General features: G+C 40.3%; 16 protein-coding genes, 6 pseudogenes and 1 riboswitch. Of the genes and pseudogenes, 4 read left to right on the top strand and 18 right to left on the bottom strand.

Going from position 1 to position 19,536, the window contains the following annotated elements:
* Positions 1–592 precede the first annotated feature (592 nt).
* Positions 593–1,480, bottom strand: coding sequence for a 4-hydroxy-tetrahydrodipicolinate synthase (dapA, locus tag H540_RS0124790; protein ID WP_028402848.1), 888 nt, complete (start codon positions 1,478–1,480; stop codon positions 593–595).
* Between the two features lie 127 nt (positions 1,481–1,607).
* A riboswitch (Lysine riboswitch) is annotated at positions 1,608–1,786 on the bottom strand.
* A 609-nt stretch (positions 1,787–2,395) separates the two neighbouring features.
* Positions 2,396–2,950, bottom strand: coding sequence for a helix-turn-helix domain-containing protein (locus tag H540_RS0124800; protein ID WP_028402850.1), 555 nt, complete (start codon positions 2,948–2,950; stop codon positions 2,396–2,398).
* A gap of 182 nt (positions 2,951–3,132) precedes the next feature.
* On the opposite strand from H540_RS0124800, the pseudogene H540_RS32665 reads away from it, so the two are divergent.
* From H540_RS32665 to H540_RS35750, 3 genes and pseudogenes are all read left to right on the top strand, one after another.
* Positions 3,133–3,312, top strand: a pseudogene (locus H540_RS32665) (AzlC family ABC transporter permease); the annotation flags it as partial.
* Positions 3,296–3,553: pseudogene (locus H540_RS32670) on the top strand (AzlD domain-containing protein); the annotation flags it as partial. The pseudogenes H540_RS32665 and H540_RS32670, both read left to right, overlap by 17 nt.
* Before the next feature lie 242 nt (positions 3,554–3,795).
* Positions 3,796–3,966: a DUF2197 domain-containing protein gene (locus H540_RS35750; protein ID WP_425388177.1), complete on the top strand. Its 171-nt coding sequence runs from the start codon at positions 3,796–3,798 to the stop codon at positions 3,964–3,966.
* A 214-nt stretch (positions 3,967–4,180) separates the two neighbouring features.
* Here H540_RS35750 and H540_RS0124805 read toward each other — a convergent pair whose 3' ends face one another.
* The 6 genes and pseudogenes from H540_RS0124805 to H540_RS34955 all read right to left on the bottom strand — a co-directional run.
* Positions 4,181–5,572, bottom strand: a complete 1,392-nt coding sequence (locus tag H540_RS0124805; protein WP_028402851.1) for an amino acid permease — start codon at positions 5,570–5,572, stop codon at positions 4,181–4,183.
* Positions 5,573–5,840: 268 nt separating this feature from the next.
* Positions 5,841–6,029 (bottom strand): annotated as a pseudogene (locus H540_RS0124810) (cation:dicarboxylate symporter family transporter); the annotation flags it as partial.
* A gap of 168 nt (positions 6,030–6,197) precedes the next feature.
* Positions 6,198–6,347 (bottom strand): annotated as a pseudogene (locus H540_RS33650) (UDP-glucose 4-epimerase); the annotation flags it as partial.
* Positions 6,348–6,595: 248 nt separating this feature from the next.
* Positions 6,596–7,585 carry an L-threonine 3-dehydrogenase gene (locus H540_RS0124815; RefSeq protein ID WP_028402853.1) on the bottom strand — a complete coding sequence of 330 codons (990 nt, stop codon included), beginning with the start codon at positions 7,583–7,585 and terminating at the stop codon, positions 6,596–6,598.
* A gap of 39 nt (positions 7,586–7,624) precedes the next feature.
* Complete coding sequence (locus tag H540_RS0124820; RefSeq protein WP_028402854.1) at positions 7,625–8,812, bottom strand: glycine C-acetyltransferase; 1,188 nt, start codon at positions 8,810–8,812, stop codon at positions 7,625–7,627.
* A 24-nt stretch (positions 8,813–8,836) separates the two neighbouring features.
* Positions 8,837–8,983, bottom strand: a pseudogene (locus H540_RS34955) (lysine transporter LysE); the annotation flags it as partial.
* A gap of 112 nt (positions 8,984–9,095) precedes the next feature.
* Between H540_RS34955 and H540_RS0124825 the strand changes: the two are divergent.
* Positions 9,096–9,650, top strand: coding sequence for a helix-turn-helix domain-containing protein (locus H540_RS0124825; protein ID WP_028402855.1), 555 nt, complete (start codon positions 9,096–9,098; stop codon positions 9,648–9,650).
* Between the two features lie 215 nt (positions 9,651–9,865).
* Here the strand turns inward: H540_RS0124825 and H540_RS32685 are convergent.
* The 10 genes and pseudogenes from H540_RS32685 to H540_RS30870 form a co-directional block, all read right to left on the bottom strand.
* Positions 9,866–10,846 (bottom strand): annotated as a pseudogene (locus H540_RS32685) (sigma 54-interacting transcriptional regulator); the annotation flags it as partial.
* A gap of 276 nt (positions 10,847–11,122) precedes the next feature.
* On the bottom strand, positions 11,123–12,304 hold the full coding sequence (locus H540_RS0124845) for a M20 family metallopeptidase (RefSeq protein ID WP_028402859.1): 1,182 nt from the start codon (positions 12,302–12,304) through the stop codon (positions 11,123–11,125).
* Between the two features lie 81 nt (positions 12,305–12,385).
* A complete protein-coding gene (gene pcp / locus H540_RS0124850; protein WP_028402860.1) occupies positions 12,386–13,033 on the bottom strand; it encodes a pyroglutamyl-peptidase I in 648 nt (215 codons plus the stop codon).
* 16 nt (positions 13,034–13,049) lie between these two features.
* On the bottom strand, positions 13,050–14,012 hold the full coding sequence (locus H540_RS0124855) for a DUF979 domain-containing protein (RefSeq protein ID WP_028402861.1): 963 nt from the start codon (positions 14,010–14,012) through the stop codon (positions 13,050–13,052).
* A 1-nt stretch (position 14,013) separates the two neighbouring features.
* Positions 14,014–14,715 (bottom strand): DUF969 domain-containing protein, encoded by a 702-nt coding sequence (locus H540_RS0124860; RefSeq protein WP_028402862.1) that lies wholly within the window; start codon positions 14,713–14,715, stop codon positions 14,014–14,016.
* Positions 14,712–15,488 carry a LamB/YcsF family protein gene (locus H540_RS0124865; RefSeq protein ID WP_028402863.1) on the bottom strand — a complete coding sequence of 259 codons (777 nt, stop codon included), beginning with the start codon at positions 15,486–15,488 and terminating at the stop codon, positions 14,712–14,714. Before H540_RS0124865 ends, H540_RS0124860 begins: the two co-directional genes overlap by 4 nt.
* Before the next feature lie 15 nt (positions 15,489–15,503).
* Positions 15,504–16,487 (bottom strand): 5-oxoprolinase subunit C family protein, encoded by a 984-nt coding sequence (locus H540_RS0124870; RefSeq protein ID WP_028402864.1) that lies wholly within the window; start codon positions 16,485–16,487, stop codon positions 15,504–15,506.
* Positions 16,484–17,191: a 5-oxoprolinase subunit PxpB gene (gene pxpB / locus H540_RS0124875; RefSeq protein ID WP_028402865.1), complete on the bottom strand. Its 708-nt coding sequence runs from the start codon at positions 17,189–17,191 to the stop codon at positions 16,484–16,486. The genes H540_RS0124870 and pxpB overlap by 4 nt, the downstream gene beginning before the upstream one ends.
* A complete protein-coding gene (locus H540_RS0124880; RefSeq protein WP_028402866.1) occupies positions 17,185–17,949 on the bottom strand; it encodes an IclR family transcriptional regulator in 765 nt (254 codons plus the stop codon). Before H540_RS0124880 ends, pxpB begins: the two co-directional genes overlap by 7 nt.
* 401 nt (positions 17,950–18,350) lie before the next feature.
* On the bottom strand, positions 18,351–19,082 hold the full coding sequence (locus H540_RS30870; protein WP_051317273.1) for a C39 family peptidase: 732 nt from the start codon (positions 19,080–19,082) through the stop codon (positions 18,351–18,353).
* Between the last annotated feature and the right edge of the window lie 454 nt (positions 19,083–19,536).

Raw genomic sequence — 19,536 nt, forward strand, 5'->3', positions numbered from 1 at the left:
TCAAATAAGCGCTGCAGGTTTGTCTTTGAGGTTTGGAAATAGACTCGTTTCGCTCGAATCATAGATTCACCTCCTGTATATTCCTCATTTTACCATGAACGAAACATACGTTCTATGCATTTGCAAAATTTTTACATGCCGGACAATATAGATGGAACCTGCCTATCTCTTGTCCGAAGGCGATTCATCCCCCACTTACCGTTACACACCGTTCACACGCTTGAAGTGGGGGTATTCTCGCCTAATTTATGATAAAAGGTGGATTAAGGAGCTATTGAGTGACATAGAGTTGTTCCGTTAAAGGGCCATATTCTTGAAAAAGAAGTGAAAAGAAGAGTATTGATGTGAATAGTAATTTTTAAGAAGAAATTTTGGAGAAATACTTTTGTTATAGATTTCGATTATTAGATAAGTTAAAAATGTAATAATCACTCTAGGACTAGGAGTGAAAGAGATGTCATAGCAAATCATTTCAAATAAGGGTACAGATTGAGCCTTGGGCAGATACCGATCTTACCTTGCTGCGTCGATTGAATGAACCGTCGTAATTAAGAGAGAGGAAAATCTCTCTCTTAATCTGTTTTTATTTGTTTCAACAGGTAACGTTAATGTCACTAGTTTGCAAAGCTTTTTCAAGCGCGCTTTGCTCTTCATTGTTTAAAGGAACCAGCGGCAAGCGAACACCACCAACATGTATCCCCTTTAGATTTAATGCAGCTTTTACCGGTGAAGGGCTTGGTGCAGTAAATAATGCTCTCATAATTGGGAGCAGATTGCGATGTGCAGAAGCAGCGTTTTGGACATCGCAATTTTTAAAGGAATTGATCATTTCTTGCATGTCATTGCCAATGATGTGAGAAGCAACTGAAACAACTCCTGCTCCGCCGATTGCTAATACCGGTATTGTTAACCCATCATCGCCACTGTATAGCGTAAAATCACTAGGTGTTTTGCTAATGATCTCTGCCATGGCATCCAAGTCGCCGCTTGCTTCCTTAACTGACACAACATTAGGAATCTCTGATAGACGAACAATTGTTTCGACAGAAATGTTAACTACGCTTCGTCCTGGGATATTATAAAGCATGACTGGTAAAGAAGTTGATTCGGCAATCGCTTTAAAGTGTTGGTACAATCCTTCTTGAGACGGCTTATTATAGTATGGAGCAACGAGCATGATGCCATCGACTCCTGTTTCCTCTGCAAGTTTCGTTAAGCTGATCGAAGCTTTCGTGTTATTTGAGCCAGTTCCAGCGATGACTGGAACTCTTCCGTCAGCAGACTTTACAACACATTTAAATAATTCGATCTTCTCTTCGGTGGTTAATGTTGGAGACTCTCCAGTTGTACCAGCTACAACTAAACCATCTGTGCCATTTGCAATTAAATAATCAACTAACGTTTTCGTCGCGTTAAAATCAATTTCACCATTATGATCAAACGGGGTAACCATTGCTGTTAATACTTGGCCAAAATTCATAACTACACACCCTTTATAAATTTTTTTTAATTAGAGGGGTTAGGGCCATTCACAAGGAACGAAAAAAAGCAACAACGAGGGATTCGCTGCTGCAGTAGAAACAATATTTATCAAAAATAGTTCCCGTGCGTAAGATAGCCCTCCATATAGTTTCCCATATGACAGTTCTGTATTTATTCAACAGCAGAACCAGCTTCAAGAACATGAGATTCTTTCCGCTTCGGCAAATACCCCTTTCCACAATTGTCATTGGATCTCATTCTCCTCAGATTGTGTACTCATGATCTTTGCACCTCTATCCTCACTTCAAAAAGTATTGAAATAAGAAAATATTTAATTGAATTTAATATAGCAGGAAATTCCTTCCCATGCAAGGATCATTTAAATATATTTTTTCAGAATGCTTGAATAAACAATAATCGTTTATAATAAAGTCTGATCAAAATCCTGTATTAATATAAACAGGATTTTTCTTTTTTGCTCTTGTTGATTTTGGCAAACCCATGTCATGTTACTTCATTAAAGGGCGTGATTGTGGAGCAACACAGGTAGAAAATCATCAAACTTTTTTATAAAACCAAAACATAAATCTGCTGGATAAGGTACCAAGGGGCTCAGTCTTAGCGCACAAAATCAGCAAAATGATGGCGCTACCCCATGCCTATCAAGTTAAAGTTTTATAGTACCCCCAAAACGAAAATTCTGTGATTGCTATGAAGTATTTGTTTTTGTCAGCTTGATGGCAATGAGGCGGTACCCTTAGTTAAAAAAATACAAAAAGAGCCATATTTAACTTGGCTCTTTTTGCATGTAAAGGTATTTTGTGTAAAATGTCGATTCAAATTCATAATAATTCAGGTGAAAAGATAATTTCAAGCGACAAAATGTCTATTTATAAGCATTTTTGAGCGTTTATCATTCTGGATCTGGGTAGTACATCAGTAGGAAAAAACTTGTTAATTTTTTTGAAGAATTTATATATTTATGTGTTATCGTTCCTGTAAATTGCAGGGCATCTCCTGAAACCAGTTCATGTTTCTCCCCTTCAAGCTCAACTATTAGTTCACCCTCTTTTATTAATATATACTCTTCTCCTAAGTGTGTTTTTGAGTCATGTATACATCCTGGTTCAAGGTTTATTATGTAAATTTCAAACCTTTTTTCTGGGTCATAAGGGAAAAAAGGATAGACAATATACTTTCCTTCATTATCTGTAAGAGTCTCTAATTGTTCGATGCTTATTTTCTTTACTTGTGGCTTTTCTTCTTTCAGAAATATAGAAAAAGATACCTGAAAACCATTGGCAATTTTCCAAAGAGTAGTAACAGTTGGGCTGGATTTCCCTTTTTCTATTTGTGCCAGCATAGCTTTACTAACCCCTGTTAATTCAGAAACTTGATCAAGGGTGAGATTCCTACTTTTTCTGATTTTGGCAAGGTTCTCCGAAATAATAGCTTGTATAGTATCCATAATGACTCTCCCTCAAATACAAGTAGTATTGCTTATATGATAACATACTGTTGCCTGTTTCAACAAATTACTGTACGCTATAACAAACATACGTGTAATATATAAAAAAAAGAGGGGGTATAGTGATTACAGAAAAAGCGATAGGTAGCGTAAAAGAGCTGAGCCCGACGTTCGTACAAGGAATGAAAGATTGTATACCGACTTTGTTAGGATACATTAGTATAGGTTTGGCAGCTGGAATAGTAGGTGTATCTTCTCATCTGAGCATAATAGAAGTTGCTTTATTATCAACGCTGGTTTATGCCGGATCAGCTCAATTTATCATATGCGCTTTGTTAGCGGTTAATAGTTCCATTTCTAGTGGTTCGGAATATGACTCTACCAGAACCAATATTAAAGTGACTGTCTTACGTACCTGTTTGCATTCTTACAGCTCTTGTAGTAGAGAGCTTCATTATTCAAACTAATCATTCATTAAAAATAAACTGGTCAGTTATTATCGTGATAATACCTACTCTTTTGGTTGCTATGCGAACAAAAAGTTTATCAATTACTGTTATTAGTGGTGTCGTTTTAATGGCTGTCTTACGATTTTTTATTTAATAACAAACCACGCTGGTATATTTAAAATTTTAAGATGAGTTCTAACCATGAGTATATTAAGTTTAAGAAGTTAGTTATTTAGTGATTGTAGGATTTAAAAAGACAAGAAGAACGAATGTAGTCATGTAACTTCCTCTTTCTCATGTTATATAAACCTCACATGAATAGGATATGCAACCAATCTTCCTCTTTTCAAATGAGCCTAATATAGTAAAATTAGGAAAAACAGGAGGTTGTCTATTATTATTTATTATGAAGTAGTTTGTATAAGTTGTAGAAAAATATTTAGAGTATACGAAGGGACACAGAAATATAAGCAGTTTAAAGAAAATAGGAAGGGGAAATATACCTGTGAACAATGTAGTCATGATATACGGCTAGAAGCTATAAAAAATTTCTTCAACAAATACTAAATATCTTTCCTAGAGGAACTTCCGATAACACTGATTATGTGAACAAAGAATCCCTTCAGAATAAGCTCTAAAGGGATTTTTTATAGGCCTATAGATACATTGAATTCCGATAAATTGCGTTATGTTAACATGACATGTACATACAAAGTATTGATCTAGAATGGTTACTCTAATAATTTCGTTATATCTTCAAAAAATGTTTGCACCAGAACCACTATAGGTTAATCACTTCATCATCTGTCTGAGCATGTACTGGTACACGCTTGTCTATTCCGAAGGCGTAATAACTAATTACAACAATACCTAGAAAACCAATTCCTACAATAAGCGACATACGTGTGTCATCATTAAACCACATACCGATTAATACCATAATTAAGAAAGCAATCGTCAAGTAGTTTGTAACAGGTGCAAAAGGCATTTTGAATGGATGATTGTCCATTTCAGCTCTTTTTATTTTTCTGAATTGAATTTGACTAATCAGAATGACAAACCACGGAATCATACCAGGAAGTACACTCGCACTGTATACATGTACAAATAAATTTTCTGGTGCAACATAACTTAAAACAACGCCAATTGCTAACCCAACTAGCACACCGAACGTACCGAATAAAGGGACACCACTATGAGATACTTTCGCAAAGAATTTTGGCGCTTGTCCATTCATTCCTAATGTATAAAGCATACGTCCTGCACTGTAAATACCACTATTGCAGCCAGACATTGCAGCTGTGATTACGACAAAATTAATAATTCCAGCCGCTGCTGTAATACCAACTTTCGCAAAAGTTGCAACAAATGGGCTACCAATTGAATTTAGTTGATCCCAAGGGTAAACGGTTACAATAATAAAAATCGCACCAATATAGAAGATTAAAATACGCCAAATGGTACTTTGAATCGCTTTAGTTAACGTTTTTTGCGGATCTTTTGCTTCACCAGCTGTAATCCCAATTAGTTCTACACCTTGATAAGCCGCAACAACTAGTGATAGAGCAAAGAAGAACCCTTTCCAACCGCCTGTAAATAAACCACCATGTTCCCAAAGATTTGATAATCCTATTGCTTCTCCTCCGTTACCAATTCCAAAGAAAATAAGTCCAAATCCTGCAACAATCATTAATATAATTGTTACGATTTTAGTCAGTGCAAACCAAAATTCAATTTCACCAAAGGATTTAACAGAAATTAAGTTCGCTGCTCCAAGAATCACCATTGCGATGAAACCTGGAATCCAAGCAGGAAGATCAGGGAACCAATAATGCATGTACGTCCCAACTGCAATAATTTCTGCCATCCCAACAATAACCCACTGGAACCAGTTACTCCATGCAGTCATATACCCTGCTAATGGATGAATATACTTATAACCAAATGTTGCAAATGAACCTGTACTTGGCTCTAAATACAACATTTCCCCCATTGCACGCATAATGAAAAATATAAAAATCCCTGAGATTGCATAAGCTAACATTACAGACGGACCTGTCCATTGAATCGTGCTGGCTGAACCCATAAATAAACCAACACCAATTGTACCGCCCAAAGCAATCATCTGAATATGACGACCTTTCAAGTCCCTATTCAAATCTTTGTTTGCCATTCTATTTCCTCCTCCTACACTACTAATAGTCGAGATTTGATGCAAGATACTAATACACTCTCTATTTAGTATTGAAATGATAAAGCAGGCGTCACTTTTTTTAATCTATCTTAAAGCGGCCTCATAAAATCATTCTTCACTTCTAATTTAAGGATTCCTAACAGTTAGAAAGATTCTTATAAATTTTCACGTTATTCCAGATTGCGAATTTCAAGTTAATTCAGCATCCAGTATCTTATAAGCTTAGAAGCATGGCTTTATACTAAGCAATCTCTCCAATCCCCGGTGCAATAAATTCGATAATGATTAAAGGAATGGCAAAGCCAAGGAAGTTACCGGAAATTCCGTTAAACGTTGCTAGCATTCGAACCGTCCATTCCGGTGTTGTGCTCCCAATTACAACACCAAGAATAATTGCAATAATGATACGAGGTAAAAGCCCAATTTTTTCATAAATCCTCTTTATATCGACCCGTTGTTTAATTTTATACGCCAATAGGAAGCGCTTACTTTTTAGTGGTTGTAAAAGGTACATCACTTAACGTTAAAAAACCTCAAAATTTCTGAATAAAGTAACTCGAATAAAAGAGTGTTACAACTCTGTTTATTCGGCTAGCAGGTTTATTTATGAGGTAACTAAAAGTGACGTTAATCTCAGCTTTATCAACATATCCTTCGTCATTTTCTCCAAATCATATTCCGCCTTAAATCCCCACTCTTCCTTTGCACAAGTTGAATCTATTATATTGGGCCAACTGTCGGCAATAGATTGTCGGTTCTGGTGCAAACCTCGAATGCTGTCAAAATATATACAAAAATATAAGTGTAGTTCCAAACGTTTAAGTATATTGAAACATGAAAATTCGGAAAATTATACAGGGTTCTGAATAAATGTTTCATTTGACAGAGTAATATTCAGATTACATTAATTGTCCAATTCTTTTTGCACCAGAACCCTAATATCAGTACGTCCAAGTTTGGGAGATTACTTGCAGATATTTTGAAGTCTTTGCACTAGAACCCTTATGAGCCCACTATTGCGTAATTTGATTCCAGTGCTACACAGGCCCCTAGTTTTACTCTTAACTTTGCCAACATATCTTCTGTCATTTTGTCCAAATCATACTCAGCTTTAAAGCCCCATTCTTCTTTCGCTGCGGAAGCGTCGATGAAGTTCGGCCAGCTGTTTGCGATTTGCTGACGAACAGGATCTACATCATATACAATAGAAAAATTAGGAATATACTTACGGATGGACGCTGCGATTTGTTCCGGCTCAAAGCTCATCGCTGTAATGTTAAATGCGTTGCGATGCTTCAGCTTGCTTGCGTCCGCTTCCATCAATGTGACGATGGCTTGAAGCGCATCCGGCATATACATCATGTCCATATACGTATCTTGTGCGATATAGGAAGTGTAAGCTCCTTTTTGAATCGCTTCATAATAAATCTCTACAGCGTAATCCGTCGTTCCGCCGCCTGGAGGCGCAACATAAGAAATCAAACCAGGAAAGCGGACGCCGCGTGTATCGACGCCAAATTTCTGATAATAATAATCGCACAGCAACTCGCCGGCAACTTTGTTTACCCCATACATTGTTGTAGGACGCTGAATCGTATCCTGCGGTGTATTGTCCTTTGGCGTTGATGGCCCGAACGCGCCGATAGAGCTTGGCGTGAAGAATTTGCAATTGAGCTCACGCGCTGCTTCAAGTGCATTTACAAGTCCGCCCATGTTTAAATTCCAGGCAAAGGCCGGATTTTTCTCAGCTGTCGCAGAAAGCAATGCTGCCAAATGAATGATTGTATCGACTTCGTTTTCCTTTGCCACATCATATAAACGCTTTGCATCCGTCACGTTGATAATTTCAAAAGGACCGGATTTCACTACCTCGCTGTCCGTTTCCCGAATATCGGACGCAACAACATTAGATGCGCCATAAAGGTCGCGAAGCATCATAACAAGCTCAGAACCAATTTGACCGAGAGAGCCGGTAACAAGTATTTTTTTCATACTATATCACTCCTTATCGCAAGTGTCTCTTATTGTTTTTTAGATGATTCCCATTTCTTTTCCGACTTTTTCATAGATGCGAATTGCTTCATCCAACATCTCTTTCGTATGTGCCGCAGTAGGCATGTTGCGCACGCGTCCTGTTCCTTTTGCCACAGTCGGGAACACGATGGATTTTGCATATACGCCTTCTTCGTTCAATCGTTTGCTGAATTGCTGCGTCATTACTTCATCGCCGATAATACATGGCGTAATCGGTGTCTCACTGTTGCCGATATTAAAACCAAGCTCTTTTAGACCTTGCTTTAAGTAGCGGCCATTTTCCCATAGACGGTCATGCAGCTCTGTGCTTTCCATGATAATGTCAATGGATTGCATACATGCAGCCACATCTGCAGGTGTCAAGGAAGTGGAGAACAGGAACGGACGGGAACGAACTTTTAACCAGTCAATTAAATTTTGTTTACCCGCAACGTAGCCGCCGACAACACCAATCGCTTTAGAAAGCGTGCCTATTTGGAAATCCACTTTGTCAGAAAGGCCGAAATGCTTTACCGTACCTGCGCCTTTTCCGAGTACGCCGGAACCGTGCGCATCGTCTACATATGTGATTAAGTCAAATTCTTCAGCAATCTCAACAATTTCCGGCAATTTCGCGATATCGCCGTCCATAGAGAATACGCCGTCCGTAATTACCATTACTTTTCCATATTGACCTTGTGTCGCTTCCTTCGCTTTTTGGCGCAAGTCTTCCATATCAGAGTGCTTATACACGATAATTTTCGCTCTGGATAAACGGCTGCCGTCAATGATAGACGCATGGTTCAATTCATCGGAAAGAATGGCATCATTTTTGTCCATGACAGCTGAAATGGCTGCCATATTGCAATTGAAACCGGACTGATAAGCGATTGCTGCTTCTGTATGTTTGAACTGGGCAATTTTTTCCTCCAATTTAACGTGTAAGTCCATCGTACCGTTAATTGTTCGTACTGCGCCGGCACCTACTCCATACATTGCAAGCGCTTTCTTTGCAGATGCTTTTAAACGCTCATCTGTCGCCAATCCAAGATAGTTGTTAGAAGATAAGTTGATGTATTCTTTTCCAGTGATTTTAATGATTGGTCCATTCGGACTTTCCAGCGGATCAATAACGTTATACATTCCTTTTGTTTTTAGATCTTCAAGGTTTTCCATAAGAAATTGTTCAAGTGTTTTGCTAGACATAAAAGATACCTCCTGTTATTTATATACAAAGAAACCTGCACCTACTCCAAAACAAAATCTAATTGTCTTTTTAAGCCCGTATTTATTAGCAAATAACATTGCCATAATGTTATTGGGGCCTGGAGTAAAACTAGTAACAAAAACCTATAGCAAAAATGATAATAAAGGCATATTGGAGCCCCTTTGTGATTTATGTTATAATGTTCAAAATGGACATTATAACGATTTCCTTTTTATTGTACAATACGGTCGTTATATTGTAAACTGATTTAGGAGTGTTTTTATGGAAGAACTAAATCTAATCATTGCAAAAAACTTAAAAGCTTTGAGAGAATATAAAAAATTAAGCCTTGAAAAGGTCGCAGAGATGACTGGAGTAAGCAAAACGATGATTGGTCAAATTGAAAGAGGTGAATCAAGTCCTACTATTACAACAATCTCGAAAATTGCACATGGATTAAAAATTTCCTTTTCTTCTTTAATAAATAGTCCGAAACCAGATGCTAACGTTGTCTTAAAAAGTGAAGTTCAAACACTTTTAGAGGATAACGGAAAGTATCAACTTTATCCTTACTTCTCTTTCCAAGATGATAGACGTTTTGAAATATATTCTGTCGAGATAGAAAAAGGTGGGTATCTTAGTTCAGAATCGCACGGAGAGAGAACTGAGGAGTTTTTAACTGTTTTTGATGGTGAACTAACCGTCCGTGTAAATAACATTGACTATACTATAAAAAATGGTGACTCTATCAGATTCAATGCTGATAGGCCTCATTCATACCATAATTCGGGAGACACATTAACTCGATTAAGTATGATTATATACTATCCAAATTAAAACCCCGTTTTATAAAACGGGGTTTTGCTTCTGTTTTTATTTGTGCCTTTGTAACAATACATTTATAATCTGTCATTGAACAGTCCATGTAGGTTCTATGTCTCTATCAAATGGTTTTTGCACCAGAACCGGAATGGGAATCATTGAAGCGCAATCTTATAATTTCTTAAAAAAAAAGCTGCTTTAGCTTTTAGAGCTAAAACAGCCTTCTTCTATTAAAACGAAATATGTTCCGCATTTTCTTTTTCACTCATAATTTTTTGATACTTGCAGCTTACAGAAGACTGACTGATTCCGAGCGCCTTTGCAGCCTTGGTCGTCGTCTTATATTGCTTCATCGCCAATACAATCAATTGTTCTTCTACGTGATCGAGCGCCTCTTGCAGCGGAATGACCCTTGTGATAACCGGCTTAGTTTTTCGAAAATCATATCCCAGCGCGAGAAATTGACTGACAAAATCGGCATCAATCATTTCCTCCTCTGCTGAGACTACCAATCTTTCAATAATATTCTGCAACTCCCTTACATTGCCGGACCATGAATATACTTCCAGTAAATTGAGAGCATCCGGCGTAAGCTGATAGGTTTTGGTATACTTTTCATTCAGCTGCTGCAGAAAATGAAAGGCAAGTTACAGAAATTTATCAGCTCCGGTAAAAGCGCCTCTCGTATAACCAAACAATTCGCTTTCCAATAAAGTTTCCGGGATAGCACCGCAGTTAAGCTTCAGGAAAGGTCCTGCAGAACGCTTTCCTAACTGATGAATGGCTTGGGCAACCACTTCTTTTCCGACACCAGACTCTCCATGAATAAGAACAGTAGAGGAAAAATCGGCTATCTTTTTCGCTTGATTAATAATACGTTCCATTTTCGGGCTGGCATAGATGAGCTTCTAAAAAAAACGCTCTTGATTTTTGAAGCTGTCCAACTCTCTCTTATATTGTGCTGAAATCTTTTTCATCTCTTTCAGCTCTGTTTTAAGCCTCGTTGCTTCTGTAATGTCCCTTGAAGCAATGATGATTCTATCAATCTCTCCGCTTTCATTGAATACAGGATTGCCGACAGCAAGAATTTTCCGACCGTGTTTCGTTTCTTGTACAATAGAAATTTTTTTCTTTTTTTCTAATACAAGCCTCGTGACTGAAGGACTGAATAATCCTTTATCCTCCAATTCAAAAATATTTTTTCCGAGCAGCTACGATTGTTCATGACTTTGCGAGTCTCGTGGCGCTTAAAGTGAACCAAAAGAAGGAAGAACAAAAAGTATAGAAAAAAGAGCTTATCTGCACATGCGAGATAAGCTCTTTCTCTTTATACAATACTATTTTTTAACCGCTTCCTCATTTGCTTGTACATTTCGCTCATTCCCATTTGTTCGTACATGCAAATCGCGGATTCATTAAAAGACTACACTATAAGTCTCAATTCATCGGCGTTTTTCGCAGAGAATGCGGAAGCAAATGAACTTTCTTCATTCCACACTCCCATCCTTTAAAATATCAAACGCTGCTTGCACAAAAAGGGATTTACCAATCGATAAAGCATCTTCATCAATCGTAAAGCGGGGATGATGGTGCGGATAAACAATTCCCTTTTCCTCATTGCGGGCACCGATGAAGAAAAAACAGCCTGGCGCCTTCTGCAGATACGCGGAGAAATCTTCTCCGCCCATTGTCGGCGGACAGCGAACTACCTTATCTCTTCCGAACAGCTTCATCGCGGTCTGCTCAATTCGTTCCGTAACCGAATCCGTATTCACGACTGGACGATAGCCATATTCAAACTCACAGGAATAAGAAGCACCGTGAGCTTCCGTAATTCCTTTTACAATTTGTTCAATACGCCCGGCTGTCTGCTTGCGAAGCTCATGTCTCATGCTCCTGATCGTTCCGCTGATTACTGCATTGTCCGGAATGACGTTGTACGCCGTTCCTGCGTGAAATTGCGTTACAGATACAACCAGCGGTTCAAACGGATTCGTATTACGTGAAACGATTTGTTGTAAATTTGAAACGATTTGTGTTCCGATAGCGATACTGTCAATTGTCTCGTGAGGCATGCCCCCGTGACCGCCTTTACCGGAAACCGTAATTGTGAATACATCTGGAGCAGCCATTGCAGTGCCGTAAACAATTCCGATTTTCCCGACTTCAATAGGAGACCAAAGATGCGCCCCGATTACATAGTCGACTCCCTCCATTACGCCTGCATCGACCATTTCCTGTGCTCCGCCCGGAAAAATCTCTTCGGCGTGCTGAAACAAGAACCGCACCTCACCTTGAATCTCATCTTTTCTTTGCGATAACTCCTTTGCCGCTCCAAGCAGGGTCGCTGTATGGCCGTCGTGTCCGCATGCATGCATTACTCCTGGCTTTTGAGAAATAAACTCAAAGCTGTTTTCCTCTTGAATCGCCAAAGCATCCATATCCGCGCGAATAGCAAGCACCTTGCCTGATTTTTTTCCAATAAGCCTAGCCATCACGCTGTACTTTGTAGGACGGGAAACTTCCAGATGCGGAAACGACTTAAGAGTTTCATAAACAAATTGTGAAGTATTAGCTTCTTGATAAGAAAGCTCCGGATTCATATGCAGATATCTTCTCCATTCAACTAATTGCTCTTGTGTGACAGCGCTTCCTTTTACTAAACTCACATTATTCATCCTTTCTATATAAAAATCATCCAACTATTAAAATACATGAAATAATCAGATAATTAAAGGTATTCTAGCTATCTAATGCGTAATTCCTTCCGTTTCTGTAATATCTTTTTCAACTTCAAGCGCTGTGTGTAATAGAGTTGTAATTCCTTTCGCTAACGCATTAAACGGCATACTGGGTTGACCCGGATGATTCGCTGCTTGCTCCGGCAAGTACGGAATGTGAACGAATCCGCCTTTGGCGCCGTTGTTTCCTTGTGATAGAATATGCATCAGCCCATAAAATAAATGATTACATACGAACGTTCCAGCAGTATGAGAGACAGAAGCAGGAATACCGGATTCACGCAGCGCTTTTGTAATTGCCTTGATCGGCAGCGTTGACCAATAAGCAGCAGGGCCATCCTGCACAATCGGAACATCAATCGGTTGATTGCCTTTATTATCCGGGATCCTGGCGTCATCTACATTAATGGCGATTCTCTCAATAGATACATCCGTCCGTCCTCCTGCTTGCCCGACACAAATGATTAAAGCAGGATTCAATTCTTCTATATATTGCTTCAATAGCTTAATAGATTCTCCAAATACTGTCGGAATTTCCTTTGCTGTTACAAGATAACCCTTGATGTTTAATCCGTCAAGCCCCTTCACTGCTTCCCAAGCCGGATTGACGTCTTCTCCGCCGAACGGCTCAAACCCGGTAACGAGAATAGATTTCATTATCTTTCCCCCTTTTTTAGAATCTGTAAACAAGCACATACATCAACATCATATTAATAACAAACACCCCCACTGCAATCGGCCACTGCGCTTTAATTACTGCGTTTTTGTCCTTCAGCTCCAGCAGCATGGCAGGAACAATGTTAAAGTTGGCGGCCATCGGCGTAAGAAGCGTCCCGCAATATCCTGCAAACATGCCTAATGCAGCCATGATTGCCGGGTTCCCGCCATGCATTTGGACAATTAACGGAAGGCCGATTCCTCCTGTAATAACAGCAAATGCCGCAAACGCATTTCCCATTACAATAGTAAATACCATCATGCCTAAGCAATAAGCCAGCACTGCGACAAAAGCATACTGTGTCGGCAGTACTTCACCGACTAAACCCGCCACTACTTTTCCTACACCTGATTTGGCAAAAATGCCTCCGAGCGCAGCCAGCATTTGCGGCAAAATAACAGCCCAGCCAACAGCCTGCAATAAACGGCTTCCTTCTTGAACAGGTACAGACCATTTTGCACGCGTAATTGTCATCGCTGCAAAGAAGGCAATTAGCGCACCTAGCGCAAGCGCGATAAGCGTTACTTTTGCAGGATCAACAAGAAATACCTTGCCGAATTTCACTTTACCAAGCAACAGCGTTCCAACAATCGTAAATAAAGGAATGAGAATAGCTGGAAAAAACACCTTATTGTGTAAACGTTCCGCATTGGCTGCACGTTCTGCATCCGGCGCTTCCTGTTCATTTGATTTTGTAACCTTGTTAAACGCTGCAATCAGTACCATCAAAAGAACGAGACAACCGATGTAAAAAGGAGGAATCATATTGCCGAATAAAAATGTAACGGAGAAAATCCCCCAGAACATACTCGAGCCAAGACGATTCGGATGCTGTTTATCCAATGCTACGCGTACGGCTACAAACGCTACAATAATTCCTAAAATATAATAGATTGTATCCATTGTAATCATCGGCATGCTACATTACCTCCTTTTTTTGCGTTTGTTTGAAAGGCTGGCTCATCGCACGCGTGATACGTTTATCTAAACGATAAAAACGAGTCCAACTGATGAAAAAGGCTGCGAGTGCAGTCGGCAGTCCCCAAAGCGCCATATCCCATACGCCTACATTCATACCGACAGAGTCAAAAAATCCTTTCATCAGCAAAATGGCACCCGTTGCGATGAAAATGTCTTCACCGAAAAACCAACCCGTATTTTCAGCCGCAGCTGCATGAGCTTTAATATCATCCCTCAGCCTATCCGGCACCTCACCATAACGAGCTTGCGCCGCCCCTTCTGCCATCGGAGCAATAAGAGGACGCACAGTTTGCGCATGCCCCCCGATATTCAACCCGATTGCTGCAGATGCTTCTCGAATAAACAAATAAGAAAGCAGTACACGGCCCGCTGTAGCTCCCTTTGCTTTTTTTATCAATTTCTCAGCCTGCTCTTTCAACCCGTATCGTTCCAAAATGCCGATGACAGGCAGCGTAAGCAAAATCGGCATGGACATATAACGATTTTCTATAAAGAACTTTCCAAACATCGTCATCACTTCTTCAAAAGACATACCGGACACCATTCCAGTTACAATGCCGGCTGCCATCACAACAAGCAGCGTGTTAAAACGGAATAAGAAGCCTGCGGCAACAATCAAAACCCCTATCAGCTTAATCATTTTTTCTCTCCCCTTTCAACTCGTAAAGATTGAACGATAATCCCTTGTTGCTTTAATGTGTTTCGCATCTCTTTCACAAACGTAAGTGCATGCGGACCATCACCGTGAATACAAATCGTATCGGCACAAATCGGAATCTCTATTCCGTCAATGGTCCCTGCTTTCCCTTCATGAATCATGCGAACAATCTGCAAAACCGCATCTTCGGCATTTGTAATAAGAGCATCTGAACGGCTTCTGTTCGTTAAGCTTCCATCTGCCCGATACGTTCGGTCTGCAAAGGCCTCCTGAGCCGTGCGCAATCCAATTTGTTTTCCGGCTTCTACAAGCATACTGCCAGACAAACCATATAAAATTAAATGCCTGTCCACTTTGTATACAGCCTCTGCAATAGCACGAGCAATCTCCATGTCTTTTGCCGCCATGTTATAAAGAGCCCCATGCGGCTTTACATGATTCATTTTCCCTCCTTCCGCTTGAACGAAAGCTTGCAAAGCACCAATTTGATACACAATCAAGTTATATACTTCATCTCGTGAAACTTTCATAGCGCGGCGCCCGAAACCGTTTAAATCGGGCAGTCCGGGATGAGCGCCAATCGCAACACGCTTTTGCAGCGCCAGCCCAACAGTTCTTCTCATTACATTAGGATCACCTGCATGAAAGCCGCAAGCGATATTGACAGATGACACATAGTCAAACAGCTCTTCATCATTGCCAATTTTGTAAGCTCCAAAGCTCTCCCCTGCGTCACAATTCAAATCAATGTACATGTTCTTCCTCCTTTATCACTGCAGCAATATCATTTTTTTGAGACAAGCAAAATAGCTTTCACGCTCTATATATAATCGCTGCGCTTCCTGTATCGTCGCTTCCGAAAACCTGATTCTCTCCCCAGGCCGCATTTGTCCAAGCAAGGGGAGGTCAACAGAGATAACCGTTCCGATTCTTGGGTATCCTCCTGTCGTTTGGCAATCTGCTAATAGAATAATAGGTTTGCCGTCTGGCGGAACCTGAATGACCCCTTCCGTTACGGCATCTGACAATATGTCACGCGGCTGACGGAGTGCTAAAGCTTCTCCTTCCGTTCTATATCCCATACGATTTGCGTCTCGTGAAATAGTATATGAGTCATTCCAAAAGAGTCTCTGCGATTCTTCTGTAAACTGTTCATACTCACAGCCTCTCAAAACTCGAATCGAAGTAAGTTCTCTTTTTTCAGTAAAAGGAGAGAACACGCCCCACGTGGCTGCCATTTTTCCATCCTTCAGCAGCTCTTGCCGCTGATTCATCGCCCAAACGCCAGGTGTGCCTGTCTGGAGAATGTCTCCTTTTCTTAAGACACGTCCGTCTGTTCCGCCTATCCTTCCTTGTATATATGTGCTGCGGCTGTTCATAACTCGCGGAACATTAAGCCCTCCAGCAAATGCAATATACGCCCGGCAGCCGGAACGGATGGATCGAATCGACAAAGTTGCTCCTTTCCTTGCTGCAACCGGCCTCCATAAGGGCACAATCCGATCATCCATGATAGCCTCCACATCTGCACCGCATACTGCAAATAAAACTGTTTCATGAAAATGAAGTTTCAAGCCGGCCATTATACTTTCCAAACAAGCTTCACCTTCCGCATTTCCTGCCAAGAGGTTGGCCGTTCGAAAAGAAAATGAATCTAATGCACCGCTTGTACTCACACCATATTGCCGATATCCTCTTCTCCCAGCATCTTGTATTGTTGTGAACATGCCGGGATGAATAATCTCTATGCTCATATGTCACATTCCTTCCAGTTGTCGAACGCTTCTTCGGTTATAGGGACAAAACGTAAGTATGTGCCCGCTTGCAAAAGGGTTGGCTCATCGCACTCCGGCTGAAACAAGGCTAACGGCGTCCGCCCGATAATATTCCACCCTCCCGGCGTTTCTAGCGAATAAATACCGGTCTGGCTGCCGCCGATTCCGACAGAACCGGATGGAACGCGCAGTCGCGGCGTTCTTCTTCTAGGAGCGGCGATTTCCTTCGGCATACCTCCTAAATACGGAAAACCAGGGGCAAATCCGAGCATATATACTAAATACAGCGGTTCGCTATGAAATCGTATAACCTCTTCCTTGCTAAGTCCGTTATAAGACGCGACATCCTCCAAGTCAGGTCCGTAATCTCCTCCGTAACAAACTGGAATTGATACGATTTCTTCTTCTTTCGGAAGTACCGGCTCTACCTTTTCCGCAATAGAAGAAAGATAAGTACACACAAACTCATAAGGATTTGTTCTTTTACCGTGAAGTTTTATAAGCAAATACGGATTGTAGAATACTGTTACCGATGTATAAGACGGGACACATTCAATCATGCCGGGAAACGAACCGGCTTTTAAATATTGAAAAACAGCTTGCACCTTTCCGTACGTTTCCAAGCAAACTTTCTCTCCAAAGGAAATACTCACAGCAGCATCCCCCAACGGTTTCATCAACATCTCTCTTTCCCTCTCCATCCAAGGTCTCTGGAAATTGCATACGCTGCTTGCCGAACGCTTTGTATGAAACGCGGCATATTTTCTTCGGTGTAATGCGCTTCTACCCCCGATATGCTTAATCCCGCAACAACTGTACCGTCACTTGCAAAAATAGGACAGGCAATAGCTGCCGAATGATTTTCAAGCTCCGAATAACTGATTGCATACCCTTTTTCTCTCGTCTCTTCCAGCATTGTTTCTAATGTACTTCGCTCAGTAATCGTCCCCTTGGCATAGGGAACCATATCCGCCTCATCGAGAAATTGCGTTTGCTGTTCTTTCGGCAAATAAGCCAACAGAATACGGGGACATGCTCCGGCATACAACGGTGCTCGTCTTCCCATCGCTGTATACACACGAACAGACTGTACCCCCTCCAGCTTATCGATGTAAACTGCTTCATTGCCGTCACGAACAATGAGATTCACCGCTTCTCCAAGCTCATCACGAAGCTTTTTCATATGCGCGCGTGCAATCTTCGGCAAATCCAGACGCTCTGAAACCAATTGTCCGAAGCGCAAAAATAAAAGTCCGAGCGTATATTTTCCTTCTTCTGTCCTCTCTAAAAACCCCATCTCTTCGAGCGACCCTGCCAATCTATGAACAGACGTTTTAGGAATGCCCGAAAGCTCCGTCATTTCATGCAGTGTCAAGTATTCATGATTATAAAACAAATGAAGCACATCCATTGATTTTACGATTGTCTTGTTACGGCTCATAATATCCTCCGTTCCGAAATTCGGAATAAACATTCCTAAAAATGAAATTATGTAATTATCAGAAATTATAGATTATTAACACAATATTTACAATGGTTTTTTTGTAAAATAAAAAGCGGCCTTCGTTTAGAAGACCGCTTTTTATTTTATATAATGTTATCGTAAATCCCCATCATTGCATTGTATTATGAATGTCCGCATCCTGTCGGCAAGAAGGTCATAAAAGGAACGAGATCATACAGAGTGAACAGCGGTCCGTAACGGGAACCGTCTGTTTCTTCTTTATTACTTGATTTTGCTTAACGCGTAAAACGTCTCATGCAGAAATTGTATAAAGGTTTTCGTTTTTTTGTCGATTTTTTTAGTTGCATTTATATATTACCCTCTATAAAATGTGAACCTTATGAAGAATAAGCAATTGCCTGACTTCCCATTTGAATCCAAGCTTCCTCAAATAACTTCCGATTAACACGGGTATTAGGGGTATCAGATAAGGGATCATTTACGTAAACATAGTCTGGGTCAAATCCAGTTACCACTACGCTGTGCTGCCGATACGTCACTTTCATTTGTCCTTGTGATGTATTCCAAGTAAGAAAATCACTATCTTGAAGAGGACTAAACGTTGAGGTTGTAATAACCCATACAGGACTTCCATTTTCAATAGCATCGTATATAGCGGAAACAGGCTGCTTTGTTAAATTAATCAATCGATTTCCCAAGTACTGTTTTCCTAAGTTGTAGATAGGTTCCGCAAATACACCTATACCACCTGTATCTAGGTGATACATATCCCCAACAAATCCTTCATGCATATTTCCATATACCCCATTCGAATCTCGATAAGGTAATACTCTTAATTTATTTGCCAATTCTACCTTGTCAACATGTACACCCGCATCCTGCAATAACATAGCTAGGCTGGTTACCTCACACCCCCTAGGCAACTCTGGCAACTGCTGAATATGCGGAACATCTAATATCCACTTCGTTATTGATTGAAGTTGATAGTGTGTAATAGGTATGGTACTTACTGTCGTTATTGCCTTTGGTTTCGGGACCGTTGTATGCATTTGAAACAAGGAAATTCCTATTATGGGCGTAGCTAACAAACCTATTATTTTAGTCATCATAGCCAGTTCCTCTTATTCTTTCATTTTACTTGTGCCTAATACGAAACCATCTATATATGAGTGAATTATAATTTCGACATTTCCATGTGCTATGTGCAACCAAAAGGAAATATTGTATTCTTCTCTCTGGTTTACCCTTGCATGAACCACTACAAAGGTTTGACCGCTGCTATACAGAACAAAAGGCAGCCTGCCCGCGCTTCCTCTCTATGGTTTGCCCTTGTATGGGGCAGGAAAAGGGTTTGACCGCTTCTATGCTCCGCCGGAGGCTCTTTCCCCACTATAAAAAGACGGCTTTTTTATTCAGCTGTATATAGTTAGTTTTTTATTTACTCCAACAGATTTTTCGATATAGAAAAGAAAGAAGTAATGTTAGTGTAGGATACATCCCTTAATTTTTGCTTAAACTATATATGAGTGAATTATAATTTCGACATTTCCATATGCTATGTGC

The organism is Ectobacillus panaciterrae DSM 19096, from assembly GCF_000430785.1.
Classification (GTDB): domain Bacteria; phylum Bacillota; class Bacilli; order Bacillales; family Bacillaceae_G; genus Ectobacillus; species Ectobacillus panaciterrae.